Origin of the sequence: Gordonia amicalis, from assembly GCF_022059885.1 — a bacterium.
Taxonomy (GTDB): Bacteria; Actinomycetota; Actinomycetes; order Mycobacteriales; family Mycobacteriaceae; genus Gordonia; species Gordonia amicalis.
The window spans coordinates 1,811,629-1,836,322 of sequence record NZ_CP091855.1 but is presented as its reverse complement, the minus strand read 5'-3'; the positions used below and the strand labels follow the sequence as shown (position 1 = coordinate 1,836,322).

General features: G+C 66.6%; 21 protein-coding genes and 1 pseudogene. 8 read left to right on the top strand and 14 right to left on the bottom strand.

The window, feature by feature from the left end; all coding sequences use genetic code 11:
* Window positions 1-246: 246 nt before the first annotated feature.
* The 11 genes from IHQ52_RS08460 to IHQ52_RS08410 all read right to left on the bottom strand — a co-directional run bounded on the left by IHQ52_RS08460 (window position 247) and on the right by IHQ52_RS08410 (window position 12,163).
* A complete protein-coding gene (locus IHQ52_RS08460; RefSeq protein ID WP_096273237.1) occupies window positions 247-1,086 on the bottom strand; it encodes a hypothetical protein in 840 nt (279 codons plus the stop codon).
* Window positions 1,086-1,730, bottom strand: coding sequence for a hypothetical protein (locus tag IHQ52_RS08455; RefSeq protein WP_396349806.1), 645 nt, complete (start codon window positions 1,728-1,730; stop codon window positions 1,086-1,088). Before IHQ52_RS08455 ends, IHQ52_RS08460 begins: the two co-directional genes overlap by 1 nt.
* Window positions 1,731-1,824: 94 nt before the next feature.
* Complete coding sequence (locus IHQ52_RS08450; RefSeq protein WP_238064154.1) at window positions 1,825-3,066, bottom strand: MCE family protein; 1,242 nt, start codon at window positions 3,064-3,066, stop codon at window positions 1,825-1,827.
* On the bottom strand, window positions 3,063-4,382 hold the full coding sequence (locus tag IHQ52_RS08445) for an MCE family protein (protein ID WP_238064153.1): 1,320 nt from the start codon (window positions 4,380-4,382) through the stop codon (window positions 3,063-3,065). The genes IHQ52_RS08450 and IHQ52_RS08445 overlap by 4 nt, the downstream gene beginning before the upstream one ends.
* Complete coding sequence (locus IHQ52_RS08440) at window positions 4,382-5,731, bottom strand: MCE family protein (RefSeq protein WP_005199668.1); 1,350 nt, start codon at window positions 5,729-5,731, stop codon at window positions 4,382-4,384. Before IHQ52_RS08440 ends, IHQ52_RS08445 begins: the two co-directional genes overlap by 1 nt.
* On the bottom strand, window positions 5,731-6,822 hold the full coding sequence (locus IHQ52_RS08435; RefSeq protein WP_024499808.1) for an MCE family protein: 1,092 nt from the start codon (window positions 6,820-6,822) through the stop codon (window positions 5,731-5,733). Before IHQ52_RS08435 ends, IHQ52_RS08440 begins: the two co-directional genes overlap by 1 nt.
* 5 nt (window positions 6,823-6,827) lie before the next feature.
* The gene (locus IHQ52_RS08430; RefSeq protein ID WP_005199666.1) at window positions 6,828-7,910 is read right to left on the bottom strand and encodes an MCE family protein; all 1,083 of its coding nucleotides are present in this window, start codon (window positions 7,908-7,910) and stop codon (window positions 6,828-6,830) included.
* The gene (locus IHQ52_RS08425) at window positions 7,907-9,244 is read right to left on the bottom strand and encodes an MCE family protein (protein WP_005199664.1); all 1,338 of its coding nucleotides are present in this window, start codon (window positions 9,242-9,244) and stop codon (window positions 7,907-7,909) included. The genes IHQ52_RS08430 and IHQ52_RS08425 overlap by 4 nt, the downstream gene beginning before the upstream one ends.
* 2 nt (window positions 9,245-9,246) lie before the next feature.
* Complete coding sequence (locus IHQ52_RS08420) at window positions 9,247-10,074, bottom strand: MlaE family ABC transporter permease (protein ID WP_081598192.1); 828 nt, start codon at window positions 10,072-10,074, stop codon at window positions 9,247-9,249.
* 56 nt (window positions 10,075-10,130) lie between these two features.
* Entirely contained in the window at window positions 10,131-10,937 is an 807-nt protein-coding gene (locus IHQ52_RS08415; RefSeq protein ID WP_005199661.1) for an MlaE family ABC transporter permease, read from the bottom strand.
* Window positions 10,934-12,163, bottom strand: a complete 1,230-nt coding sequence (locus IHQ52_RS08410) for an ABC transporter ATP-binding protein (RefSeq protein ID WP_005199659.1) — start codon at window positions 12,161-12,163, stop codon at window positions 10,934-10,936. Before IHQ52_RS08410 ends, IHQ52_RS08415 begins: the two co-directional genes overlap by 4 nt.
* Window positions 12,164-12,477: 314 nt before the next feature.
* Between IHQ52_RS08410 and IHQ52_RS08405 the strand changes: the two genes are divergently transcribed.
* Window positions 12,478-13,404, top strand: a complete 927-nt coding sequence (locus IHQ52_RS08405; protein WP_210737958.1) for a type IV toxin-antitoxin system AbiEi family antitoxin domain-containing protein — start codon at window positions 12,478-12,480, stop codon at window positions 13,402-13,404.
* Window positions 13,405-13,548: 144 nt separating this feature from the next.
* Here IHQ52_RS08405 and rplL read toward each other — a convergent pair whose 3' ends face one another.
* Window positions 13,549-13,938 carry a 50S ribosomal protein L7/L12 gene (gene rplL, locus IHQ52_RS08400; protein ID WP_005199657.1) on the bottom strand — a complete coding sequence of 130 codons (390 nt, stop codon included), beginning with the start codon at window positions 13,936-13,938 and terminating at the stop codon, window positions 13,549-13,551.
* 80 nt (window positions 13,939-14,018) lie between these two features.
* Window positions 14,019-14,543 (bottom strand): 50S ribosomal protein L10, encoded by a 525-nt coding sequence (gene rplJ / locus IHQ52_RS08395; protein ID WP_006435322.1) that lies wholly within the window; start codon window positions 14,541-14,543, stop codon window positions 14,019-14,021.
* A 265-nt stretch (window positions 14,544-14,808) separates the two neighbouring features.
* On the opposite strand from rplJ, the gene IHQ52_RS08390 reads away from it, so the two are divergent.
* The 3 genes from IHQ52_RS08390 to IHQ52_RS08380 all read left to right on the top strand — a co-directional run bounded on the left by IHQ52_RS08390 (window position 14,809) and on the right by IHQ52_RS08380 (window position 19,680).
* The gene (locus tag IHQ52_RS08390) at window positions 14,809-15,984 is read left to right on the top strand and encodes a glycoside hydrolase family 76 protein (protein WP_024499807.1); all 1,176 of its coding nucleotides are present in this window, start codon (window positions 14,809-14,811) and stop codon (window positions 15,982-15,984) included.
* 221 nt (window positions 15,985-16,205) lie between these two features.
* Window positions 16,206-18,263, top strand: coding sequence for a CocE/NonD family hydrolase (locus IHQ52_RS08385; protein WP_024499806.1), 2,058 nt, complete (start codon window positions 16,206-16,208; stop codon window positions 18,261-18,263).
* A 127-nt stretch (window positions 18,264-18,390) separates the two neighbouring features.
* Window positions 18,391-19,680, top strand: coding sequence for an oxygenase MpaB family protein (locus tag IHQ52_RS08380; RefSeq protein WP_024499805.1), 1,290 nt, complete (start codon window positions 18,391-18,393; stop codon window positions 19,678-19,680).
* 6 nt (window positions 19,681-19,686) lie between these two features.
* Here the strand turns inward: IHQ52_RS08380 and IHQ52_RS08375 are convergent, their stop codons facing one another.
* On the bottom strand, window positions 19,687-20,205 hold the full coding sequence (locus IHQ52_RS08375; protein ID WP_006435318.1) for a TIGR04338 family metallohydrolase: 519 nt from the start codon (window positions 20,203-20,205) through the stop codon (window positions 19,687-19,689).
* Window positions 20,206-20,253: 48 nt separating this feature from the next.
* Between IHQ52_RS08375 and IHQ52_RS08370 the strand changes: the two are divergent.
* The 4 genes and pseudogenes from IHQ52_RS08370 to IHQ52_RS08355 all read left to right on the top strand — a co-directional run bounded on the left by IHQ52_RS08370 (window position 20,254) and on the right by IHQ52_RS08355 (window position 24,692).
* Window positions 20,254-21,152 (top strand): annotated as a pseudogene (locus IHQ52_RS08370) (hypothetical protein).
* 179 nt (window positions 21,153-21,331) lie between these two features.
* Window positions 21,332-22,462: an ABC transporter ATP-binding protein gene (locus IHQ52_RS08365; protein ID WP_006435316.1), complete on the top strand. Its 1,131-nt coding sequence runs from the start codon at window positions 21,332-21,334 to the stop codon at window positions 22,460-22,462.
* Window positions 22,459-23,841, top strand: coding sequence for an ABC transporter substrate-binding protein (locus IHQ52_RS08360; protein WP_159405518.1), 1,383 nt, complete (start codon window positions 22,459-22,461; stop codon window positions 23,839-23,841). Before IHQ52_RS08365 ends, IHQ52_RS08360 begins: the two co-directional genes overlap by 4 nt.
* Window positions 23,838-24,692, top strand: coding sequence for a metallophosphoesterase (locus IHQ52_RS08355; RefSeq protein WP_159405519.1), 855 nt, complete (start codon window positions 23,838-23,840; stop codon window positions 24,690-24,692). The genes IHQ52_RS08360 and IHQ52_RS08355 overlap by 4 nt, the downstream gene beginning before the upstream one ends.
* Window positions 24,693-24,694 lie beyond the last annotated feature (2 nt).

Genomic DNA, 24,694 nt, shown 5'->3' with positions numbered 1-24,694 from the left:
ACACAGCTAAGAGTGGCCGTAGAAGGATCGGTAGATGGACAGGAGGCAGCCAGCGCAACGTCCAACTGTAGCAGAAAATAGACGTACTTTGTCAAGCCCGTCAAGAAGCGATTTCGCACGGGTGGCTGCCTGCACGTCGACCGCTGGTCACAGCCTGGCCCGACAACGCCCAAACGTCAAGCGGTACGCGCCAATTTCGCCAACTTGTCCCGCGAGTCACCCGTCCACCTGGCGCTCACGCGGCGATCAGAAGGGCTCGACGCCCTGGATCCGCCACGTATCCCCCTCCTTGACCATCGCGAACTGGACACGCGGGGCGAGACTGTTGGTGGCGATGCTGTTCTGTGTCTCGCTGATGATGAGGTTCGCGATGACCGTCGCACGCGCGCCGTCGCCTGCGCCGGACAGGTTGGTGACGCCGACCGCGTCGACCCGGCATTCGGCTCCCGACTTGGTCTGGGTGATCAGGTCGCGCTGGGTCTTCAGCGACTCGTCGAATTCCTTGCGCGCATCTCCGGTGAGCGCGTTCTGGGCGCGTTTCGCCCAGCCGTCGAGGTCGGTGTGCTCGTGTCCCCACACCGCGCAGATCTGCTCCTGCGACTGGCCGATGAGCTCGGTGGTGGCGCTCTGATCGACGAACGCCCGGTTCTCCCCGAGGCCCGGCCGGAAGGCCAGGATCACCGCGGCGACGCCGAGCAGCACGGCCACCCCGGCCAGCATCGCGGTCAACAGCAGCGGATTGCGCTTCTTCGCCGGTCCCCGCTCGGGGGCCGGCCGAGACGGCCCAGAACCGGTCGACGACGGACCGTCCGCGCCTGTCTGCGTTCCGCTGGGACGCAGGGTCGAAACCCGCGACACCGGGCGGGTCCTGGTCGTGGGCGGGGTGGGTTCGGCCCCTTCGAGGCCCGGCGTCTCCGCTCCTCGCTCCTCAGCGGGCACGGAGACTTCCGCGTCGTCGGACTTCGACAGGGACACACCGGATTCGGTGGCCACCTCGTCGGCGTCCGAACGCGCGGCACGGGTGTGTCCGGCGACCTTCGGCGTCGGACGTCGCTTGCGCGGGGGCTGGTTCGGGGTCGGTGCCATCAGTTTCCGCCTCCCGTCGCGGGCGCCTGGCCGGCGTCGGCGTACTCGATGCCCTCGAGACCGGCGACGTTCTCGGCCTTCCAGGTGTCTCCCTCACGGGTCATGCTGACCTGGAAGCCGCGCGTCTGGTCGACGTTCGGCTCCCCGGCGCGCTGGAGAGTCGTGAGGACGTAGACGAGGACCTTCGCCTTGCCACCCTCGTCGTCGACCTCGCTCGGCGCACTGCGCAGCAGCCGCGCACTGAGCTTCGCGGTGTTCTCCCCCGCCTCGGCGAGCACGTCGAGGACGTTGCCGGTCTCGCCGGCCTTCTCGTCGCCGGCCTTCTCATCGCCGTCCGTCGCGTCGCCGAGGACCTCTTGCTTGGCCTTGCCGGTAAGCGAACCCTCCGCGCGCTGACGGAAGTCGTCGATGTTCGCCGGGTCGATCGTGGTGATGTTCAGGACGGCCTGCTCGGCTGCCTGGGTCGCCTCGTCGCGCGCGTCCTTGGTGGCGTACGCACCCATGGCCTGGACACCGAAGACCGCCACGCACACGAGTGCCGCGATCACCGCGACCACGGACAGCGCGAGTAGTCCCACGCGGGTCGTCGTCGAACCCGAGGAATCCGGGGTCTCGGGGCGGGTGATTGTCGAGGTGCCAGTCATAGCAGAAGACACTGTATAGATCGCTCCTGAGCACAGCCTAAGTCCCGATCGGCCCGCGCTGGGCGGGGCGTCGGGCTCGGCAGGCCGCGCGTCGTTACTTGGGCCGCACGCCGAGCAGCGCACTGAGCTGCATGGCGAGCGGGTTGAGGTTCAGCTTGTCCGGGTCCTTCTTCGGCGTGTTGTCCCACGGCTGCGGGTACGCCGGGTTGGCGTACTGCGCACGGTCGGCGCCGCGCACACCCGTCGGGTTCCCGAACGGCACCTTGCATCGGGCCTCGGTGTTGAACGGGAACTCGTCGTAGTGGACGTCGAAGTTCGGGTTCTTGCGCTTCATCTCCGCGATGATCTCCTGGGTCCCCTCGTAACCGCGGGTACACGAGGCCGGGTTGTTGGTCTCCAGGACGACACCGAAGTGGATCTGACCGTCACCGGGAGCCGGCGAGTAACTGCCCGCAGACAGTGCCGACAGCATCGCGAACGTCATCGACGTCGTGTAGGTGACCGGCTCGATCGTGCGCGCCACCTCGGCGAGATCCTTCACCACCTTGGAGATGTCGTTGCCGTTCTTCTGGATCAACTCGGAGATCTGCGTCGCCGACAAGGTGCCGGTGGTCAGCAGCCGGCGCAGATCCGGATCCGACGACGCCAGGGTCGCGGTGATCAGGTCGAGGTTGCGCGACCAGCTGAGGATTGCGTCGGACTGGTCGGCCTGTGTCGCCAGGACGACGTTCGAATCCTGGATCAGCCCGACCACCTCGCTCAGGTTGTCGACGCCGGCCCGCGAGAGCTTGCCGAGGGAATCGACGAGCCGGGTGAGGTTCTCCCCCTGGCCGTTGAATGCGTTACCCAGTTCGGTGATGACGGTGTGCAGGTCGTCGACCGGGATCGACGAGGTGAAGTCGACCGCGGACTTGACCACGTCCTCGAGCGGCTCGGGCAACCGCGATTCCCGGATGGTCGAGCCGTTCTCGAGATAGGGCCCCGACGCCGAGGTCGGCTGCAGGTCGACGTACTGCTCACCGATCGCCGAACGCGATGCCACCACGGCCACCGCCGACGCCGGGATCTTCGGTCCGCCCGAGTCGAGCTCGAGCTTGACGTCGACACCCTCCTGGGTGAGGTCGAGCGCACCGACCCGGCCGACCGGCACACCCAGGTAGGTGACCTCGGCGTTGGTGAAGATGCCGCCGGAGGCGGGCAGCTCGGCGGTGACGGTGTACATGCCGACGCCGACCAGCTTGTCCAGCCGTGCGTACTTCGCGCCGACGTAGGCCAGTGCGACGAGGCCGACGATGACGAAGGCGATCAGCTGGATCTTGACGAGCTTGCCGATCATCGTCCTGCTCCTGTCGGTGACTCAGGGGCCTGGGACTTGGGGGCCTGGGACTTGGGGGCCAGACCCATGGCCGCGAGCGGGCCGTCGAGAACCCCCTGGCCGGGCGCCGCCGGTACGGGCGCCGAGGCCGGGTAGGTGCCACCCGACGGTGGGGTGTTGGGTCCCGGCCGTGAGTTCGGGGCCGGCGGGAGCAGCGTGATCGTCGGCCAGCCGTACCGCGGCCCGTTGCCGTTGTAGTACGGGTTGCGCGGATTGACCGGCACCTTCACGCGGGCCGGCGGCGAGTACTTCGGTGTCCCCTGCCCGACGCCGAGGGCCTCGAGCTGGTTGAGGATGCGCAGGTCCAGCGTCATGAACAGATTGGCCGAGTCACCGTGGACGCCCGGGAGGACCCAGTCCGGGAACGGGAGCGTCAGCATCAGCGGCGCCGCGGTGATCAGGTCCGGTGCGGCCTTGGTCAGCTCGCTCAGGATCGGCCGCAGCGCCTTGAGATCGTTGATCAGCGCCGTGCGGGACTTGCCCAGCACATCGGTACCGACCTGACCGAGCTGATCGAGCTTGGTCAGCAGGTCGACGAACTGCGGTCGCTGTTCCTCGAGCACCTCGATGCCCTCGGGGAGCTGCTTGAGGATGCGGTCGATCTGTGCGGTCTGCTTCTCGGTCCGTGCGGACAGATCCGCGAGACCGTCGATCGCGGCGACGATGTCGTCGCGCTGACGATTGAGCCCCGCGATGAGTTTCTCCGTCTGATCGATCAGGCTGCGCACCTCGTCGGTACGGCCGCCGAGCGTCTTGTTCAGCTCCGAGACGATCGGCTGCAGCTGGTTGATGCCACCGCCGGTCAGCAGCAACGCCAGGGCTCCGAGAACCTGCTCGATGTCGGTCGCGGTACGCGTGCGGTCCACCGGGATCGGCTCGGCGGGATTCTGCCGCGGCGCGTTCGCGCTGTTGTCCGGATCGCTCAGCGACACGAACTTCTCACCGAGAAGCGAGGTCTGTTGGACGCTGGCCTGCGCCTCGTCGGACAGGTCGACGTCGTTCTGGACCTCGACGGTGACCTGCGCGAACCAGGCGTCGTTCGGCACCTCGACCTTGGTGACGCGCCCGACGGGGATGCCGTCGCGTTTGACCATCGACTGCGGCACCAGGTCGAGCACGTCGTCGAACTGGATCTTGTATGTGCGCGGGCTGCTCCCGGTGTCGACGCCGCCGGGCAGCGGGATCGACTGGATGCCGCCGGACATACAGCCCGACACCATCACGGTCAGCGAGAGCGCGGCGCCGGCCAGGGTGGTCCGCACGGAGCGTCGGTTCATCAGTTGCCTCCCCGGGGTCGCGGGGCACTCGAGCTCGGTGACGGCTTCGTCGACGGGGTCTTCGTCGCCGACGGTGCAGGCGTGTTGATCTGCGGGTCGGGGTTGCCCGGAACCGTGCCCGGAACCGGTGCCTTCTGCAGCTTGTTGTTGCTCATGATGCCGAAGGGCAGCACCGGTAACACCGGCTCGAGCACCCCGTCGGTGATCTGCTTGCCGATGGCCTCACATTGGTTGATCAGCGGGCGCAGAGTGTTGCTGAACTGCGTGAACTGCGGGTTGCCCGGCATCAGCGCGCCCAGATCGAGCAGGCGGCACTGCGCGCCGATCAGGTCCTGCAGCTCCGGGATCGTCAGACGCAGGGCCAGCGTTCCCGACTCCGCGTCGTAGGCGTTGATCAGGTTGTTCATGGCCACCGGCAGGACCGTCAGGACCTCTTTGAGGTTGTTCTTCTCATCGAGCAGCGCTTGCGTGGTCGGCTGCAGGTCCTTGACCGTCTCCCCGATCTGCTCACGGTTGTCGGCCAGGAAGCCGGCCACATCCCCGAGCGCGATCGACAACTTGTTCAGCGCGGCTGCGAGTTGTTCGCGCTCACCCGCGAGGAACCTGTTGAACGACGCCATCTGGGTGTTGAACTGCCGCACCTGGGCGTCGTTCTCGCGCAGCGCGCCGACGAAGGTGTTGAGGCCCTTGACGGTGTCGAAGAGGTTGTTCCGCGAATCGCTCAGCGTCGTGGAGGCCTTCGACAGGTTCTCGATGGCCTTTCCGAGCTTCTCGCCGTTGCCGGCGAGGTTCTCGGCGCCCGTCGCGACGAGTTCACTCACCGCGCCCTGGCGTCCGGTGCCGTCGGTCTTGTTCGCGCCGTCGGGCCCGAGGGCGTCCGACAGTTCCTTGACGCTGGCGTAGAGCTCGTCGACCTCGACCGGGACCATGGTCTGGTCCTCGTTCAGGGTGATGTCGCGACCGGCCTTCGGGCCTCCCGAGTAGGCCGGGGTCAGTTGCACGAAACGGTCGGCGACGACCGATGGGATCATCTGCACGGCACGGACGTTCTCGGGCAGCGTGATGCCGCGGTCGACCGTCATGGTCACCTTCACCGTCTCACCCTGCGGCGTCACCGAATCGACCTTGCCCACGGCCACGCCGAGGATGCGGACGTCGGAACCGGAATAGATGCCGACCGAACGTTTGAACGTCGCGGTGATCTTGGTGGTCCCGATCGCGGAGAACACCCACCACAGGGCGCCCGCGACGACGAGCGCGAGAATCAGCCCGAGGATGAGCGCGACGATGTGCCGCGGGGTGAACCAGCGGCCGGGGCCGGAGATCTGTGTCAGGTCTGGTGCGGTCATCAGCCTGCCCCCGTTCCGCCGTTGTTTTCCATCGCCGTCTTGTTCGGCGGCCGTGTGGTGTTCTGCTGCGGCAGCGCCGGCGGCAGTAGGTTCACCACGACCTGATCGAACCAACGGCCGTTGCCGAGGACGTTGGCGTACAGGCGGTAGAACGGCGCCATGTTCTTGATCGTGTCGCGGATGTTCTGGTTCTGACGCTGCAGCAGCTCGTTCACGCCCTTCAGCGCGTCGAGCGCCGGGCCGATCTGCTCCTCGTTGTCGCGCACGATGCCGGTAAGCGAGTCGCCGAGGCTCGTCGTGCTGGCCAGCAGAGCGGAGATGGACTGCTGCCGATTGTTCAACTCGTCGAGCAGCTGGCCCGCGCCGCCGATCAGGCGCACGAACTCCTCGTTGCGATCGGCCAGGAGCTTCGAGGTGTCCTTGGTCGCGGCGAGGAGCTTCTGCACCTCCTGGTCGCGGCTGGCGATCGTGTTGGACAACCGCGCGAGACCGTCGAGCGCGGGTCCGGTGTTGCCGGCCGTACCGGAGAAGGCATCCGACAGCACGCGCATCGACTCGGCCAGCTGATCGTTGTCGAAGTCCTCGATCTGCTGCGCCGCACCCGAGAACGCCTCGATGACGTCGTAGGGCGAGACCGTGTCGGTGAGCGGAACGTCGGGGTCGGCCGGTTCACTGCCACGCGGGTTCAGTCCCAGGTACTTCTGCCCCAGGATCGTCTTGATCTGGATCGATGCCTGTGTCTGGTCGCCGATCCAGGTGTTCTCCACCTTGAAGCTGACGTCGACGCGGTCGCCGTTGAGCTTCACGCTCTCGACCTCGCCGACCTTGACGCCTGCCACGCGCACCTCATTACCCGCCCTGAGTCCGGCGGCCTCGGTGAACTGCGCGGTGTAGCGGGCGCCGGCGCCCAGCAGCGGAACCTCGGTCAGGTAGAAGGCACTGAGTCCGAGCATCAGGAGGATCAGGACACCGATGGCGCCGATGCTGACCGGGCTGCGTCGTCCGCCGAAGCGGCGATGCGGGTGCTGCGCCGGCTGCTTCGCGGCGTCGTCGTCGCCGTTGTCGTCGGCGCGGTTGTTCTCGTCTGCCATCGTGGTCACCCCCCTGGCTTCTCGTCAGCCCAGCAACGGGTGGCCGCACTGGTGTAGAGCACGTGATTGATGTCGGGCAGCGGCACCAGCGGCTGTGTCAGCAGCGTCGACTTGCCGTTGCCGGCGACGACGTCGATACCGCACAGATAGAACTGGAACCAGGAACCGAAGGTCGCGGCCCGGCCGACCTTGCGCAGCTTGACCGGGAGGTTGGTCAGCGTCTCCTCGATGTCCTCGTTGCGCTTGTTGATCTCGTCGGACAGCGACTTCAGTCCGGCGATGTCGCCCTGGATCGACGGGCGCGTCGCACCGAGGATGTTCGCGGTCACCGAGGTCAGATTCGACACGGAACTGATCGCCGATCCCACCGAACCGCGTTGCGCGGCAAGCCCGGTCACCAACTTCTCGGTGTTGTCGAGGAGGCTGGTGAACTGCTCGTCGTTGCGGTTGACCGTGTCGAGGACCTTGGTGAGGTTGCCGATCAGCTCACCGATCACCTTGTCCTTGTCGGCGATCGCGTTCGTCAGGTCCGCGGTGTCGCTGACCAGCCGCGTGATCGAGCCGCCCTGACCGTCGAAGACCGCGATGATCTCGGAGGTCAGCTTGTTGACGTCGTCGGCCGACAGCTGTTGGAACAGCGGCCGGAACCCGTTGAACAACTCGGTGAGGTTGACCGGCGGGTGGGTGGAGTCGTCGTCCTCGTCCAACCCGAACGTGTGACCCTGCGACACGGTCCGGGCCGGGTCGCCGGCGCCGCGTTCGAGCGCCAGATACCGCAGGCCGGTGAGGTTGCGATAGCGGATGTAGAGCTGGGTCCCGTCGGGCAACCGGTCGCGGTCGAGGTTGAACGAGACCATCGCCCGGTTGCGGTCGTAGACCTCGACTTTCTCCACCTGTCCCACTCGCACGCCGGCGATGCGGACGTCGTCGCCGGAGTTCAGCAGGGTGGCGTCGTCGAAGACGGCCTTGAACTTCGCGTCTCCGCCGCCGCCGGCGTTCGCGATGGTGATCGCGAGCAGGCTGGTCGTCACGACGGTGACGACCGCGAAGATGATCAGCTTGACCAGGGGCGCGATTATCGACCTCATTTGATCTCGACCTGCGCTCCCTGGAGGGAACCGCCGGCGATCATGGTCACCCAGGTCGGCACCGACTCCGGCGAACGGCCGCTCGTGGCGCCGTAGATGACCTGCAGCTGCTTGCGGTAGTCCGGATCGTCGAACGGGTTGGACCGGACCGATGCGGTACCGGCAGGCACGCCGCTGAACTGCGGCTGCGGCAGCTTCTGAACGTTGCGCGGACCGGCGTTGCGTGACGGCGGCTGGTAGCTGCCGTCGGCGAGACTGCCACCCGGATACTGCGGGAACGGGCGACCGTCGGTGGGGGGCTCGTAGCAGACGGCGGGTGGGTCGAGATCCATGAAGCGGGGTTCGTCCTGGTTCGGTAGATAGCGGCCACGAGGATTGATGAACTGCAGGTTCACCCGCACACCCGGGTTCTTGGTGCCCTCGCCCACGATTCTGCGTGACTCGGGGATCAGACCCACGAAGTTGCGGAACGTGCAGACGAAGGTCGGCGACTGCTTCGCGAGTCCGACGAGCAACTCTTCCGAGTCGACAGCGAGGTCGATCAGGTCGGTGCGGTTCTGGCGCAGCCAGCCGGTGAGGTCGTCGGATGCCACACCGAGGGTCGCGATGAGCGTCCGCAGATCTGCCTGCCGTTCGACGATGGTGTTCGACGTCGTCCGGAACGAGTCCAGTGCGTCGACGACGTCGGGCAGCGCCTGCGAGTAGGTCTGCGAGAAGGTCGCCAGGCCCTCGAGGGTGCCCTCGAGGTCGGGCAGGTTCTTGTTGACCTCGACGAAGATCTGGTCGAGCTCTTCGAGCGTCGTGCCGAGCTGCTCACCGCGGCCCGACAACGCCTTCGACAGCGCGGTCAGCGTGGCGTTGAGATCCTGCGGCGGGATGGCGTCGAGGACCGGAAGCAGCTTGTCGAACAACTCCTGGACCTCGAGTGCGTTGCCGCTGCGATCGGTCTCGATGGTCGCGCCGTTGGTCAGCGTCGGTCCGGTGTTGTCCTCGGGGACCTGCAGCGCCACGTACCGCTCGCCGAAGAGCGTCTTCGGCAGGATCCGCGCGGTGGTCTTGTCCGACAGTTCCTTCGCCTTGTTCGGGTCGAGGCCGAGGATGACCTCGACCGACCCGTCGGGCGCCGGCTTCACCTCACGGACCTCGCCGACGACCATGCCGCGCGCCTTCACGTCGGCGTTCGCGGGCAGCGCGTTGCCGGTGGAGTCGGTCATCAGGGTGACGTCGGTGAAGTCCTGGAACGTCTTGTTGAACTTGGTGATGGTCGCGGTGAGGAACAGTGCGACCACGAGAAAGAAGACCAGGCCGAGCAGCCTTCTACGCAGGACCGACACCGCTAACCTCCCACTCTGACCGTCGTCGTGGTGCCCCAGATCGCGAGTCCCAGGAAGAAGTCGAGGATCGCGATGAGGACCAGTGCCGAGCGGACCGCGTGACCGACGGCCACGCCCACACCTGCGGGTCCACCCGATGCGTAGTAGCCGTAGTAGCAGTGCACCAGGATGATCACGAAGGCGAAGACCAGCACCTTGCCGAACGACCAGAGCACGTCGGCCGGCGGCAGGAACAGGTTGAAGTAGTGGTCGTAGGAACCGCCTGACTGTCCATTGAAGACCGTCGTGACCACCCGAGACGCCAGGTACGCCGACAGCAGACCGAGCACGTACAGCGGGATGACCGCGATGAACCCGGCGATCACGCGCGTCGACACGAGGAACGGGATCGACGGCACGGCCATCGTCTCGAGGGCGTCGATCTCCTCCGAGATGCGCATGGCGCCGAGCTGGGCGGTGAAGCCACAGCCGACGGTCGCGGACAGGGCGAGGCCCGCCACCAGAGGCGCCACCTCACGGGTGTTGACATAGGCCGACAGGAAGCCGGTCAGTGCCTGCGACCCGATCTGGTCGAGTGCCGCATAACCCTGAAGGCCGACGACGACGCCGGTGAAGCCCGACATCAGCACCATCACGCCGATGGTGCCGCCGATCACCGCGAGTCCGCCCGAGCCGAAGGCAACTTCGGCGAGTAGGCGCAGGACCTCACGGGTGTAGTGCACCAGCGTCTTCGGCATCCACGCGAGCGTGCGGCCGTAGAACGACATCTGCTCACCGGCGCCGTCGAGCACCTTGAGTGGTCTGCCCAGCTGTTTGCGGGCCTCGTACATGTAGTACTCGGGCCTGCTCTTGGCGATCGTCACGCCGCCGCCACCATCGGTCACGACTAGCTCCCCTTCGGTGGGACGATCTGCAGGTAGACCGCAGTGATGATCAGATTGGCGAGAAACAGCAGAAGGAATGTGATGACGACGCTCTGGTTGACGGCGTCACCCACACCCTTCGGGCCGCCCTTGGGATTGAGGCCCTTGTAGGCGGCGACGACGCCGGCGAGGACACCGAAGACCGCGGCCTTCAGCGTCGACACCCAGAGGTCGGGCAGCTGGGCGAGGGCACCGAACGACGCCAGGTAGGCGCCCGGGGTGCCGCCCTGCATCACCACGTTGAAGAAGTAACCACCACCGATGCCGATGACGGCGACCAGACCGTTGAGCAGTATCGCGACCAGGACCATGGCCAGCACACGCGGGACCACGAGTCGCTGGATGGGGTTGATGCCCAACACTTCCATCGCGTCGATCTCCTCGCGGATGGTGCGCGAACCGAGGTCGGCGGCAACCGCCGACCCGGCCGCACCCGCGATGAGGAGCGAGGTCACGAGTGGTGACCCCTGCTGGATGACCACCAACACGCTGGCCGCACCGGTGTACGACTCGGCGCCGAGTTGTTTGATCAGCGAACCCGTCTGCAAGGAGACGATCGCGCCGAACGGAATCGCGATCAGGGCGGTGGGCAGGATCGTCACACTGGCGATGAACCACGCCTGCTGGATGAACTCCCGCCACTGAAACGGGCGCACAAAGGTCTGGCGTGCAACATCGACGAAGAGCTGAACGATATTGCCGGTCTGGGCTAGGGCGCCCGTTCCGGCCTGCGCGATTCGGTCGACGCCACGCGTGGTGGCATTGGTCATCCCTGGATCGTCCGCCCTTCGTTTGCGTCTGAAGCACGATGACTGGGCTTGGTCAGTGCGTCGCCGCCACCGGGCGTCTGCCACTGCTCTGTCGGCGCATCGCTGCCGCCGTAGTCGATCACGTCGGTCTTGGCGTCGGCGACGGCCAGGTTCCCCGAGGAAGCGCTCGTCCACTCGTTGTCCCCGCTGTGGCGTCCGTTCGCCACATCCTCGGCGTGGGCGCGGCTCTCCTCGCGGATCTGGTCTTCCTGCTCCTGGCTGCGACGGATGGCCTCCTGCGCGTTCTGCGGCAGGCCGGGCAGCATCGCATGCACGCGCTCACGGTGACGGGCGACCGCCTTGCGTTCGGGCATACCCGGATTGGGCTGGACCTGCGGGATGATCTCGGTGAAGTCCTCCTTGGTACCACCACCGGAGATACCCGCGGCCTGCATGGCCTCTTCCTGCTTCTGGACGGCCTCGTCCTTCTCCTCCGACATACCGATCGGACCGAACCGGTCACCGGAGAGGAACTGCTTGACCACCGGCTGCTCCGAGGTCAGCAACTGCTCACGCGGACCGAACATCACCAGCTCCTTCCGGAACAACATGCCGATGTTGTCCGGGATCGTGCGCGCGATGTTGATGTTGTGCGTCACGATCAGGATCGTCGCATCGATCTGGGCGTTGATGTCGATCAACAACTGGCTGATGTAGGCGGTACGCACCGGATCCAGACCCGAATCCGGCTCGTCACACAAAATGATCTGCGGATCGAGCACCAACGCGCGCGCCAGACCGGCACGCTTGCGCATACCACCGGAGATCTCACCGGGAAGCTTGTCCTCGGCACCGGTCAGACCGACCAGATCGATCTTCTCCATCACGATGTCGCGGACCTCGTTCTCCTTCTTCTTCGTGTGCTCACGAAGCGGGAACGCGATGTTGTCGAACAACGACATCGAACCGAACAGGGCACCATCCTGGAACAGCACACCGAACAGCTTGCGGATCTCATAGAGCTCTTTGGCCGAACACTGCGTGATATCGGTGCCATCGACGATCACCGACCCCTGCTCGGGATGCAGCAACCCGATCAACGTCTTCAAGAACACCGACTTACCGGTACCCGACGGACCGAGCAGCGCAGACACCTCACCCTCCGGGAGGGTCAGCGTGACATCACGCCAAATATTCTGCGAACCAAACGACTTCGTGAGCCCCTCGACACTGACCTCAACACCCACAACTTCCTCCAGACGATCGCTGCCCCCGAAGGCGGCCACGGTGTGACCGCACACCAACCGGTGGCATTTGTGGTTGGGGTCACTGTAACCGACCAGCGACCGCTCACAGAGCGACCGGCACCCTCAGCGTTGGCAGCGGCGGAAGCTACCGGCAGGTAACCACGCCGCGTCGATGACATTAGCTGATGTTAAGTGGTGAGGAAAGTCGGACACCGACCCCGTTGTGACGCCCGACGCAGAGTCCCAGGTCACTCCGGGAGTGTCCGTTTCGGGGACGCATTGAACGGAGATGACGCGTCGTGCGTCCAATCCCCATGACATGGTTCCCGACCGATCGATACGGACTCATACGGCGCGAATCGACGCTGCGGGTCGGCATCAGCGACGACACCGTCGCGGCGGCGGTGGACAGCGGGGACTTGATCCGGTTGGCCCCCGGGGTCTACTTGGAGGCCGATCCCGACGCTGCCGATTCCACCGCGATCCATCGGCTGCAGTCCATCGCAGTGGCGACCTCGGCACGTGATCGCGGCAAGGCGACGCTGAGCCATGATTCGGCGGCAGCCGTCCTCGGGCTCGAACTACTCCACCCCGACCGCGAGGCTGTCCATCTCACCAAGAAGTCCACCGCGGGCGGTTTCGTCCGCGGCCATCGGCACGTACACAACGGCCCGCTGACATCCGGCGACATCAAGATGGTCGACGGGATCGAGGTGACCACGCTCGAGCGCACTGCGGTCGACATCGCCACGAACGGCAACTTCGCGCAAGCACTGGTGGCCTTCGACCGAGCACTGGCGATGAAGGCCGATTCATCCGTCATGACGGCCATCCTCGACGCGCGTCTACGGCGACCCGGGACCAGCACCGCACGACGAGCCCTTTCGCTCGCCGACGCGTCCTCAGAGGGCGTCGGGGAGTCGTGGAGCCGCGCCCAGATGATTGCAGCCGGGCTCCCTCTTCCCCGTCTCCAGCACACGTTCCAGACATCACAGGGCGAGGCGCGGGCGGACTTCGACTGGGAGGGTCGGCTCGTCGGTGAGTTCGACGGGATGCAGAAATACGGTCTGCGCCCCGGAGAAACCCCGCGCGAGGCATTGATCCGCGAGAAGCGGCGCGAGGATGCCCTCCGGGCCATGGGCATCATGGTGGTCCGCTGGACGTGGGCCGAACTCGAACGCGAAGAGCTGGTCGGCCTCCTCAGACCCTGGCTCATGAAGTTGGGGCTCACTGCCGCCTGAGCGCTCGACTCCCAGACTTCATTTCGACGTTGCGACTTCGATCGAGGTCGCAACGTCGAAATGAAGTCTGGGAGTCAGGCCAACACAGCAACGAGCCCGGGACAGCAATGCTGTCCCGGGCTCGTGAGTCGCGTAAGAAGAGTCTTACTTGACGGAGACCTTGGCGCCGGCCTCTTCGAGCTTGGCCTTGGCAGCCTCGGCGGCGTCCTTGTCGACCTTCTCCAGGAGAGCCTTCGGAGCACCCTCGACGAGGTCCTTGGCTTCCTTCAGGCCCAGACCCGAGACGACCTCGCGGACGACCTTGATGACCTGGATCTTCTTGTCGCCGGCACCCTCGAGGATGACGTCGAACTCGTCCTGCTCGGCAGCAGCCTCGGCGCCACCGGCAGCCGGTGCACCGGCAGCGGCAACGGCGACCGGAGCGGCCGCGGTGACCTCGAAGACCTCTTCGAACTTCTTCACGAAATCGCTGAGCTCCAGCAGGGTCAGTTCCTTGAACTGATCGATGAGCTCGTCAGCGGTGAGCTTCGCCATGGTGGCGTCCTTCCTGTAAGTCCCCGTACGGGGTTGGTGTGCATCCCCGTACGGTTCGGGGATCGGCTTGGTGCGGCGAGTTATTCGCCGGCTTCGTTCTTCTTCTCCTGCAGGGCCGCTGCGAGACGCGCGACCTGCGATGCCGGCTGGTTGAACAGGCCGGCTGCCTTAGCCAAGTTGCCCTTCATGGCACCGGCGAGCTTGGCCAGCAAGACCTCACGGGTCTCAAGGTCGGCGATCTGCTCGATCTCGGCAATGGACAGCGCGCGGCCGTCCATGTACCCGCCCTTGATGACCAGAGCCTTGTTGTCCTTGGCGAACGTCTTGATCGCCTTCGCGGCCACAACCGGCTCACCTTCGATGAAGGCAATCGCGGTCGGACCGGTGAACAGCTCGTCGAGCCCTTCCACGCCCGCTTCAGCAGCGGCACGCTTCACCAGGGTGTTCTTGGCGACGGAGTAGGTTGCACCCTCACCGAGGGAACGTCGCAGCTGGGAGATCTGGGTGACGGACAGACCACGGTATTCCGTGATAACCGTCGCCGTGGAGCCCTTGAACTGCTCTGCGATCTCCGCAACAGCGGCGACCTTTTCGGACTTGGCCATACTTCGCCTCCTCTCCTCGTCACTTGAGTTGGTCGGGTTCAACTGAGCGACGGGCCGTGGAGGCGGAAATGACAAACGCCCCGGCGCGCAGGCACGGGGGTGAAGACGCACACACGTAATGTGTGGGACAACATTCCTCGTTCATCCTGCGTGGGCCGGCGACTTCGTCGCGCCTTCGTTCGGGAGTTCCCGACGACCAACGGTCTCTGGTTGAACCGATACGACGCACGGGTGTGCATCACATCGACGATTAGGCTACGTGGTCGTGGGGCAACAATCCAAATCGACCGAGGTGCACGACCCCAATGAGCGCGCGCAGGCCGCCATGGACGCCATCGCGGCACGCCACCTGCAGCGCGCGTTCGGGTTGCCGGCGACGCGCACGGCGGCCGTCGCCTGGCCGATCGGATTCGTCGCGGCGCACCTCGGATCCTGGCACTACTGGTGGCATGCGCATCTCGTCGACCTTCTCGTCGACGCCGCGATCCACCGTGTCGAGGGTGACCGCTCCTTCGATCCGCACATCGCCGACGACGCCAACCGGGTACTGCGCGGGATCAAGGTCCGCAACCTCGGGCGGTGGACCAACAACTACTACGACGACATGGCCTGGCTCGGCCTGGCGATCGAACGAGCCGACCGCCACCTCGACCTCGACCACCGGCGGGGCCTGGAGACCCTGACCCGACGGATGCTCGACGCCTGGGTCCCCGAGGACGGCGGCGGAATCCCGTGGCGCACCACCGATCAGTTCTTCAACGCCCCCGCAAACGGCCCCGCCGCGATCCTGGTCGCCCGCACCGGCCACGTCGAACGCGCCGTCGCGATGTGCGACTGGATGGACGCCAACCTCATCGACCCGAAGACCCACCTGGTCATCGACGGCCTGAAGAAGCAGCCCGACGGTTCGCTGAAGGCCGAGACCGGCACGTACACCTACTGCCAGGGCGTCGTACTCGGCGCCGAACTCGAGGTCTTCCGCGAGACCGGTGAACAGCGTCACCTGGACCGTCTGGCCCGGCTTCTCGGGGCCGTCGAGAAGCACTCGTGCACCGACGGGGTGATCAACGGCGGCGGAGGCGGCGACGGCGGCCTGTTCCACGGGGTGCTCGCCCGCTATCTGGCGCTCGTCGCCACCGATCTGCCCGAGGTCGGCGGATCGGATGAACTGCGCGCCCGGGCAGCCCGGATCGTGACCTCGAGCGCCGACGCGGCCTGGGCCAATCGCACGGAGATCCGCGGGCACGTGGTCTTCCCCAGCGACTGGCGCCGCAGGGCCGTCGTACCAACGGCTTCCGGCAAGAAAGCCCAGTTCGTCGCGGGTGCCGTGACGCCGTCGGAGGTCCCCGAACGTGACCTGTCGGTGCAGCTGTCGGCCTGGATGGTCCTCGAGGCCGCCGCCGCGATCGACCTGTCGCTGCCCGAACGTGATCGTTCGTAGATCCCCCGATGGTCAAACCGACGCCACCCGGTTAGCCATCCGATACCGAAGCTGAGCTATTCTTCAGCGAACGTGTGAGGTGACCTGGAACACACCGGATCCCAAGCAGTCGGATCCGCCTGGCGCCCACGACCGACACGACGGGGCGTCGGTGTCCACCCGGCCATCTCGACCAGCAGCACACACGGTGTGGCACCCCACCCCAGGCAGGGTGATGCACCATGACGTATCAGCTGGATCCCGCGGAACGACGCGCGCGCCCGGTTCCCTCGCCACTTCCCTCGCGGCGCATCACCGAAGCGCCCCACTTCGGCACCCTCCCCCTCGGCGACCCCACGGGTGGCGCCGACGCCATCCGCTGGCGTGAACAGGTCGACGGCAAGCAGCTGTACCCGCGCGTCGTCATCGATCGTGACGTCTCGATCACCATGAGCGACGGTGCCGTCCTGCGTGCCACGGTGATCCGCCCGGCCAACCGGTTCGGTCAGACGGTTCTCACGCCCTACCCCGCGATCATCAACATCAACCCGTACAACCGGGCCGCCATCGACTTCGTCGATCAGGCACTGCACGCTCCTGTGCTCGGCAAAGCCCTGCACACGGCGTCGGCGTCGATCGACGCCAGCGGCACCGCACTCGAGGGCCTCACGACACTCACCCAGACGCTGTCCGGCGGAGTCTTCGACGTCTTCGGCATCAACCGCAACCTGGTGCGCAGCGGCTACGTACAGGTCGTCGTCGACGTACGCGGTACCGGAGCCAGCCACGGCAAGTGGCAGATCCTCGGCCCGCGTGAGCAGCAGGACTCGGTGGAGATCATCGACTGGGTCGCCGAGCAGGAATGGTGTGACGGAACCGTCGGCCTGGCCGGCTGGTCCTATTCGGCGATCAACTCGCTGCAGGCCGCGGACAAGCGACCGCCACAGCTGAAGGCGGTCTTCGCGGTCGAGGGCTGCGACGACATCGTGCGTGACATCTACATCACCGGCGGGATGCCGTCGGCGTTCATCCCGGTGTGGTTGTCGGCGGTCAACATGCTCAAGTGGGTTCCCAACCCCGCCAACATCCTTCGTGACATCGTCAGCGGCCACGCTCTGCGGTGGGCCATCGACCGGGTGAAGTCGCCGGCCACCGATATCCCCTCGCTGCTCTGGGGTTTCCTCACCGCGCGCGACCCACGCATCTTCGACGACCCGTATTTCGACGAACGCGACCCGATCGTCGACCGCATCGAGGCCCCCACGTTCACGGTCGGCGCATGGCACGACCTGTTCGGTCGCAGCGCCACCGGTGTCTACGAACGACTGAAGATGGAACCGGGCCGCAAGCAGATGATCGTCGGCGACGGCTATCACCTCGACGTCGGCTCGGGCTACGGCGGCAAGTTCGCGCCGCCGCGACTCGACGTCCTCGAACGCGCCTGGTTCGACCGTTGGCTCAAGGGGCACCGCAACGGAGTGGAGTTCTACGGTCCGGTCACCATGCTGCAGCAGGGCGGCGCGTGGACGGCCGGACAGAACTTCCCGCGGCCCGGCGTGGCGCCGACCCGGCTCTACCTGACGCCGGACACCTCGTCCACCGCCGATCACGCCGTTCATGACGGAACGCTGGGTTCGACTCCCGCACAAGGTGTCTCATCGCTGCACATCCGTCCCGACACCCGCGGACTGCGGTCGCGCGACATGACCCAGGTGACTGCCGGCGCAACGATGGTCCTCGGCGCCGACTACGCCAAGGACGCTCGTTTCCAGGAGCGGGGTGCGCTGTCGTTCACGACGGCACCGGTTCTCGAGGCGACCCCGGTCAGCGGTGCGATGAACCTGCGACTCAACGTCGCGACCACCGCGCACGAGGCGATCTGGGCGGTGACCGTGAACGACGTTGCGCCCGACGGCACGTCGACCGTACTCACCAACGGCGCACTGTCGGCGTCGAATCGCGCCCTGGACCGCAGCAAGTCGACGTACACCACCGACGGCAGCCTGCTGTCGGCGCACCACTACCTGTCCCACAAGCACAAACTGCCGGTCCCGGCCGACGAACCGGTCCGCATCGATGTCGACCTCGTCCCCACCGACGCGGTACTGCAACCCGGCCACCGTCTGCGCGTAGACGTCTACGCGGCCAGCCTGCCGCGCTACCTCACCGTCGTGCCCGACCTGATCAAGGCACGCGGCCGCAAGCAGCGCCTGGTCCTCGACCCCGCGCATCCGAGTTACCTCACGTTGCTCGCCGGTGAGGGGTTGCGTTCCGACCTGGAGGACGCCGCCACCGTCTGACATCCCGATCCTGCGACCAGCCATTTGGGACGAATATTTTCATCCGTCCCATTGACTCTGCGGCGCCGGAGACCTACGTTTCGATGACAGCCCTGTTCGAAACGTCTCCGATCGGAGTGCACGTCCGATGACCACCTCACGGGTCGCCTCCACCGCACCGCAGGCGCCCCCGGGCCCCGCCGCGCCGATCCCCCCTGCACCGCTCCCCACCGCGACGACGATCCCGACGCGACACCCATCGGGTCCGTGCAAGATCCCGACCGGCCTGTGGGCCGTCGGCCTTCTGCTGGGCCTGCGTAAACCCGACCGAGAACTCTTCCGCCACCTCGGCGAGCTCCTCACCGTCGGCGACGAACCGGCCGATCGCCTGGTCGAGTGGATGCACACGGCCGGGATGACGCAGGCGCGTCCGCTGTTCGAGCAGGCGCTGGAGAACGGCATCGCTTCGGTGACCGACGCCCCGGCTCCGCTCCGCGAGTTCTTCGAGGTCTACGAGAAGACCCCGGACTGGGTCGACCGGGACCTGATCGAAGAGGGTGCCCGGATCATGCGCAGCGGCGGCGCCGACGGCCTGTACGTCGCACGTGACGTCGCGTTGCTGGGCGGCTACCAGTTCTCCGGCTTCAACCAGACCCTGTTGCGCACCGGCGCATTGGAGAAGGGTTCGAACAAGCGCTTCGCCGAGACCACCCAGTGGGCCACCGACGTCATCACCGAGAACGGTTTGCTGCCACAGGGAGTCGGCTATCGATCGACGCTGCACGTCCGGCTGATCCATGCATTCGTCCGACGCCACGTCGCCGCCCTCCCGGACTGGGATTCCGACGCCTGGGGACTTCCCATCAACCAGACCGACATGGCCGCGACGCTGATCGGGGCGCTCGTCTCGCCCAGCCTCGGAGCGGTGATGATGGGACTCGTCAATCGGCCCGGCGAGTACGACGCCGTCGCACACCTCACGCGGTACACCGGTTGGCTTCTCGGCGTCCAGGACGAGTTCCTGCCCAGGGATTTTCGCGACGCGACCCGTGTGCTCCACCAAACCTCGTACGTCCTCTCGACCCCGGATGAGACGACCAGGCAGCTCTCGGTTCCGATGGCCGACGACCCACTCCAGTGGGACTATCGCCGGTTCGCGGGTCTGCGGCGCAAGATCGCGCGCTCGCAACATCTCTCGATCACCAGCGCGTTCCTCCGACGAGGTGCGATGCACACCCTGGGACTGCCGTTCGTCCTGCCGTGGTATCCGGCGATCCGGTTCCCCGTCAACATCATCCGTTCGATCGCCGCCCAGCGACCGGGAGGACGGGAGCGGGCCGCGGAGCGTGGGATGGCCGAACAGCGCGAGTTCATGCGGATCATGGCCGGGGGCGATGCGACGATCGGCCATGCGGCCAAGGCGATCACCGGCCACTGAACCCGATCAGCCGATCCCCGAGTCGGCGAGGACGACGCGGAAGACGAACGCCGCCTCGGGCCCGAGGACCATACCCACGAGTTCGATGAAGGTGAGCACGAAGCCTCGTCCGTGTCCCGGGCCCCTGGAGTCGTCGAGATGATGGGCGAGTTCGTGCAGAACGACCAGCTCCCGTAATGCCCACCGCCCCTCGGCCGACGACGGGATCGCGATCTCGGCGCGCACGAGTTCGTTTCCGGACACCGTCGTCGACCGGGCGTAGTGCGCCGAGCTCTGACCTCGGCGCTCGCGTACCGACACGGGCTCGGCGGCGCGCGGGAACCGCGATCGTACGCTCGGCAGCTCCAAGACCCGCCGCACGTAGTCACGCACCGCCTCGATCGAGGCGAACCGGGCCTCGGCCGGCAAGGTGAGTTCGGTCCCGGCCAGCTGCACGGTGCGCGACGACGACGCGGTGTCGAAAAGCCGGAACACGAGTCGCTCGGCGTCGTAGTACCGGGCACGCCCGGTGTCACGGGGGCTCACGGCATCACCAATGATGATGAGGGTCCGCTGTACCCGATGGGAGTCTTCATGCGCCGTCCCGACGTGCGCGCGCCGCCGAACGCGTGCTCCGACTCCCTGGTGCGACGCTCAGCCTGCGCATCCTCACCGACATCGCCCGCGGTGACGTGACCGACCGGGCGATGACCCTCGCCGCGCAGGCGTTCACCTCGATCCTGCCCATCGTCATCCTGGTGCTCACCCTGCCGGGCACGGACGTCGTCGACGACGCGCTGACCGAACTCGGCATCCCGGGGAGCCGCCTCGACCACACGTCGGTCGACGACCCGCAGTCCTTCGCCACCTTCGGGGTCATCGGCGCACTGATGACCATCGCCGGCGCCACCTCCCTGTCACGTGCACTCGGCCGAATGTATGTCTCGATCTGGGGTGTCACCAAACTGCCATGGCGAGCGTTCTGGCGTTGGGTGGTCGTGTTGTTCCTCATCCCGGCCGCCGTGACCGCGCAAGGATTGTCGACGGGATTGCGGGCCGAATCGCTCTTCGGCATCTATCTCGGGGGCAGCGGGCTGCTCGGCATCGTGCTGATCTTCGTGGTGACGGTCATGATCTGGTCCGCCACGTTCACCGTGATCCCGCGACTGCTGGTCTCCACCCAGGTCCCGCTCCGCCTCCTGGTGCTCAACGGCGTGGGCACGGGCCTGCTGATCACGGTGCTGCTGGCCGGGAGCCGCGTCGCGCTGCCCACGCTGGCGTCGAGCACCATCCGCTACTTCGGCACGCTCGGCATCGTCTTCGTCGCGATCGGCTGGCTGTTCGTCTTCGCCGCGATCCTGGTCGTGACCGCCACCGTCGTGCATGCCGTGGTCACCGACGAGGGCCGCGTGGGACGCCGGGTTCAGCGGTGGGCGGGAACGCCTACACCGTTCACCGTGCCGACCGCCTCCTGGTACCGCCCGCCGGTGTGAGCTCCGGGCCGCCCGCTCTCGCACGATAGGCGCTGCCTATCCATCCCCCCTCGTCACCGTCCGCGCCCGACACTGTGTCTGCGCAGATCGTGAACCGGAGGGGACACCATGACCGCAGGAACCGCACGACACCATCCAGATGACCGCCCGGATCGGTCGCTGCCGGAGGCGATCTCGTCGTGAGCCGGATCGAGCTTTCCGGACTCACCAAGGATTACGGGTCCACACGAGCGCTGAACTCGATAGACCTCGACGTCGCCGACGGCGAGTTCATCGTCTTCCTCGGCCCCAGCGGATGCGGCAAGTCCACGCTCCTGCGGATGATCGCCGGTCTCGCCGAGCCGACCGCGGGTGAGATCCGGATCGACGGCCACGACGTCACCGATCTGCCGCCCCGAGACCGGCGTCTCGCGATGGTGTTCCAGAGCTACGCCCTGTATCCGCATCTCACTGTCGCCAAGAACGTCGCGTTCCCGCTGCGGGCCCGGTCTGTCCGGCGCGCTGAGATCACCGGACGGGTCGAGCGGGTGGCGTCGTCGCTCGCACTCACGGAACTGCTCGCACGCCGCCCGGCAGCCCTGTCGGGCGGACAACGCCAGCGCGTGGCCCTCGCCCGTGCGATGGTGCAGGAACCGGGCGCTTATCTGATGGACGAACCGCTGTCGAATCTCGATGCCCGGCTGCGTTCGGCCACCAGGACCGAACTCGTCGACCTGCACGATCGCATCGGCGCCACGTTCCTGTACGTCACCCATGACCAGATCGAGGCCATGTCGATGGCGACGCGCATCGTGTTGCTCGACTCGGGCCACGTCGAGCAGGTCGGCGCGCCCGACGAGCTGTACGACCAACCCGCGTCGACCTTCGTGGCCGCGTTCCTCGGCGCCCCGCCGATGTGCCTGTTCGACGCCGTGGTGGCCTCCGAGAACGACCGGATGGTGGTGCGCGCACCCGGGATTCACCTACCGATCGACCTGCCCACGCCGGCCGGCGGATATGCCCCGCACGAGGTCACCGCCGGAATCCGGCCGGAACGGATGGTGCTCGACCCGCGCGGCCAGATCGCCGCGGAGGTCCTCACCGTCGAGAACGTCGGCAGTGACGAGGTCCTGCACCTGCGCGCCCACACCACGACATTGCAGGCCCGCGTCCGACGCCCGACGGCGCGCGCGGGCGATCACATCCGCCTGTCCGTCGCTGCCGGCGACATCCATCTCTTCGACCGGTCCAGCGGCCGGCGTCTGCAGTGGAAGCCGGACACCTCCACCACCCGCGAGAACACCCTCATCCGACAAGGAGCAGCATCATGAGTCGCAGGTCCCTGCGTCGCAGAGCAGTGGCGATCGTCGCCGCACTCACCACCACCGCCGTCGTACTGTCCGCCTGCAGCATGGGTTCGACCGCCGGGGAGGGAACCGCCGTCGCGGTGCCCGAACTCGATCCGGCCCAGAAGGTCACGATCGTCTTCGAGAGCTACAACTACGGTCTGGCCGGTGCATGGACCGACACCTTCAACACACTGATCGCCGATTTCAGCAAGAAACACCCCAACATCACCGTCAAGGCCCAGAAACCGCAGGGCAACAGCCCCAACCCCGCCCGCGACGCCATCTCGAGCGTGCAGAACCAGTCGGTGGCCGGCTCGGCCCCCGACGTCGCACAGCTGGGCTTCGGCGATTTCGGTTTCGTCGTCGACCAGCTCGGCGCCCAGCCACTCTCGGCACTGTTCGGCACCGACGCCGTCGAAGCGCACTTCGCCGAGCGCCACCCCTACGCGTCGAGCGTGCGAACGCTCGGTGTGTCCGACGGCGTCACCTTCGGAATTCCGTTCGTGATGTCGACCCCGGTGTTCTATTACAACGCCGACCTGTTCCGCCGCGCCGGCCTCGACCCCGACAAGCCTCCCGCCACGTGGGACGAGGTCGCCGGAGCAGCCCGTGCGATCGCCGCCCGGACCGGCAAGGGCGGCGTCTACATCGACTGCCTGACCAAATCGGCCACCGACTGGTGCTATCAGAGCCTGATCCGTTCCGCCGGCGGACAGGTCATCTCCCCGGACCGCACCACCTTGTCATTCGCCGACCCCGCCGCGATCGCGGTCACCACGATGGCCCAGCAGCTCGTGAAGTCCGGTGGCACACCGGCATTCACGCAGAAGCAGGGTTACGAGGCATTCACGCGTGGCGACATGGGCATGATCCTGGAGAGCAGTTCCATGCAGGCGACGTTCCTCGGGGGCGCGAAAGACAAGTGGGAACTACGCGCGGCACCGATGCCGGCCTTCGGCCAACATCCCACGGTACCCACCAATTCCGGTGTGGCACTGTACATCTTCGCCAAGGACCCAGCCAAGCAGCGGGCGGCGTGGGAGCTGATCCGCTATCTGACCGGCAACGACGCGTTCACGACGATCGCCAAGGGCATCGGATACCTGCCGCTCCGTACCGGCCTCGTCGACGACCCGGCTCACCTGAGCGAATGGGCACGCGAGAACCGCGGGCTGATCGATCCGAATCTGGATCAGCTGCAACGACTCGAACCCTGGCGGTCGATGCCGGGCAACAGCTACAAGCAGATCCAGAGCAACCTGATGACAGCCGTCGAGAAGGTCGTCTACCAGGGTGCCGACCCACAGGCCGCGCTGAGCGAGGCGCAGCGCCAGTCGACCCGATTGATGCCGGCTCGATGAGTACGACGAACTGCACCATCTTGCAACTGACCGACACCCACATCGTGCCCCCGGGACAGTTGCTGCGGGGCGTCGTGGACAGCGCCCGCAACCTCGGCGAGGTGCTCGAGCGGATCGTCGCCTCCGGCAGGCGCGTGGATGCGCTGCTGTTGTCGGGTGATCTCACCGACAACGGGGACGTCCGGGCCTACCGCAGGTTGCGCGACCTCGTCGAGCCCGCGGCCGGGTCGATCGGCGCACAGGTGATCTACGCGATGGGCAATCACGATGCACGAGAAGCATTCCGGATCGGATTGTTCGACCAGCCGGGTGATCCCGATGCGCCGCACGACACCGTGCATCTATTGCGCGGAACCCGGGTGATCACCTTGGACAGCACCCGTCCGCGCCGGCATGACGGATGGCTCGAACCCGAGCAGCTGGCCTGGTTGCGCGACGAGGTGGCAACGCCCGCACCGTCGGGCACCACGGTGCTGGCGCTTCACCATCCGCCGTTGCGATCGGCGATCGCGCCGATCGACCTGCTGCGCCTGCGCGAGGCCGACCGGCTGGCAGAGGCCCTTGCCGGATCCGATGTGCGGATGATCGTCTGCGGGCACTCGCATCTCACCGGAGGCGGTTCACTGGCGGGGATCCCGGTGTGGGTCGGGCCGGCACTCGCCTACCGTCTCGACACCCTCGCCCCGGTGGGGCGGCATCGGGGGCACATCGGATACGGCTTCAGTCGCATCGACGTCGTGGACGGCACCGTCGTCGCGACCGCGGTCGAGGCCACCCCGACCGAGACGGTGTACGACGCCGACGAATCACAGACGCTGGCGGCACTGCGTGAGCCGGCACGTCAGGACTGACC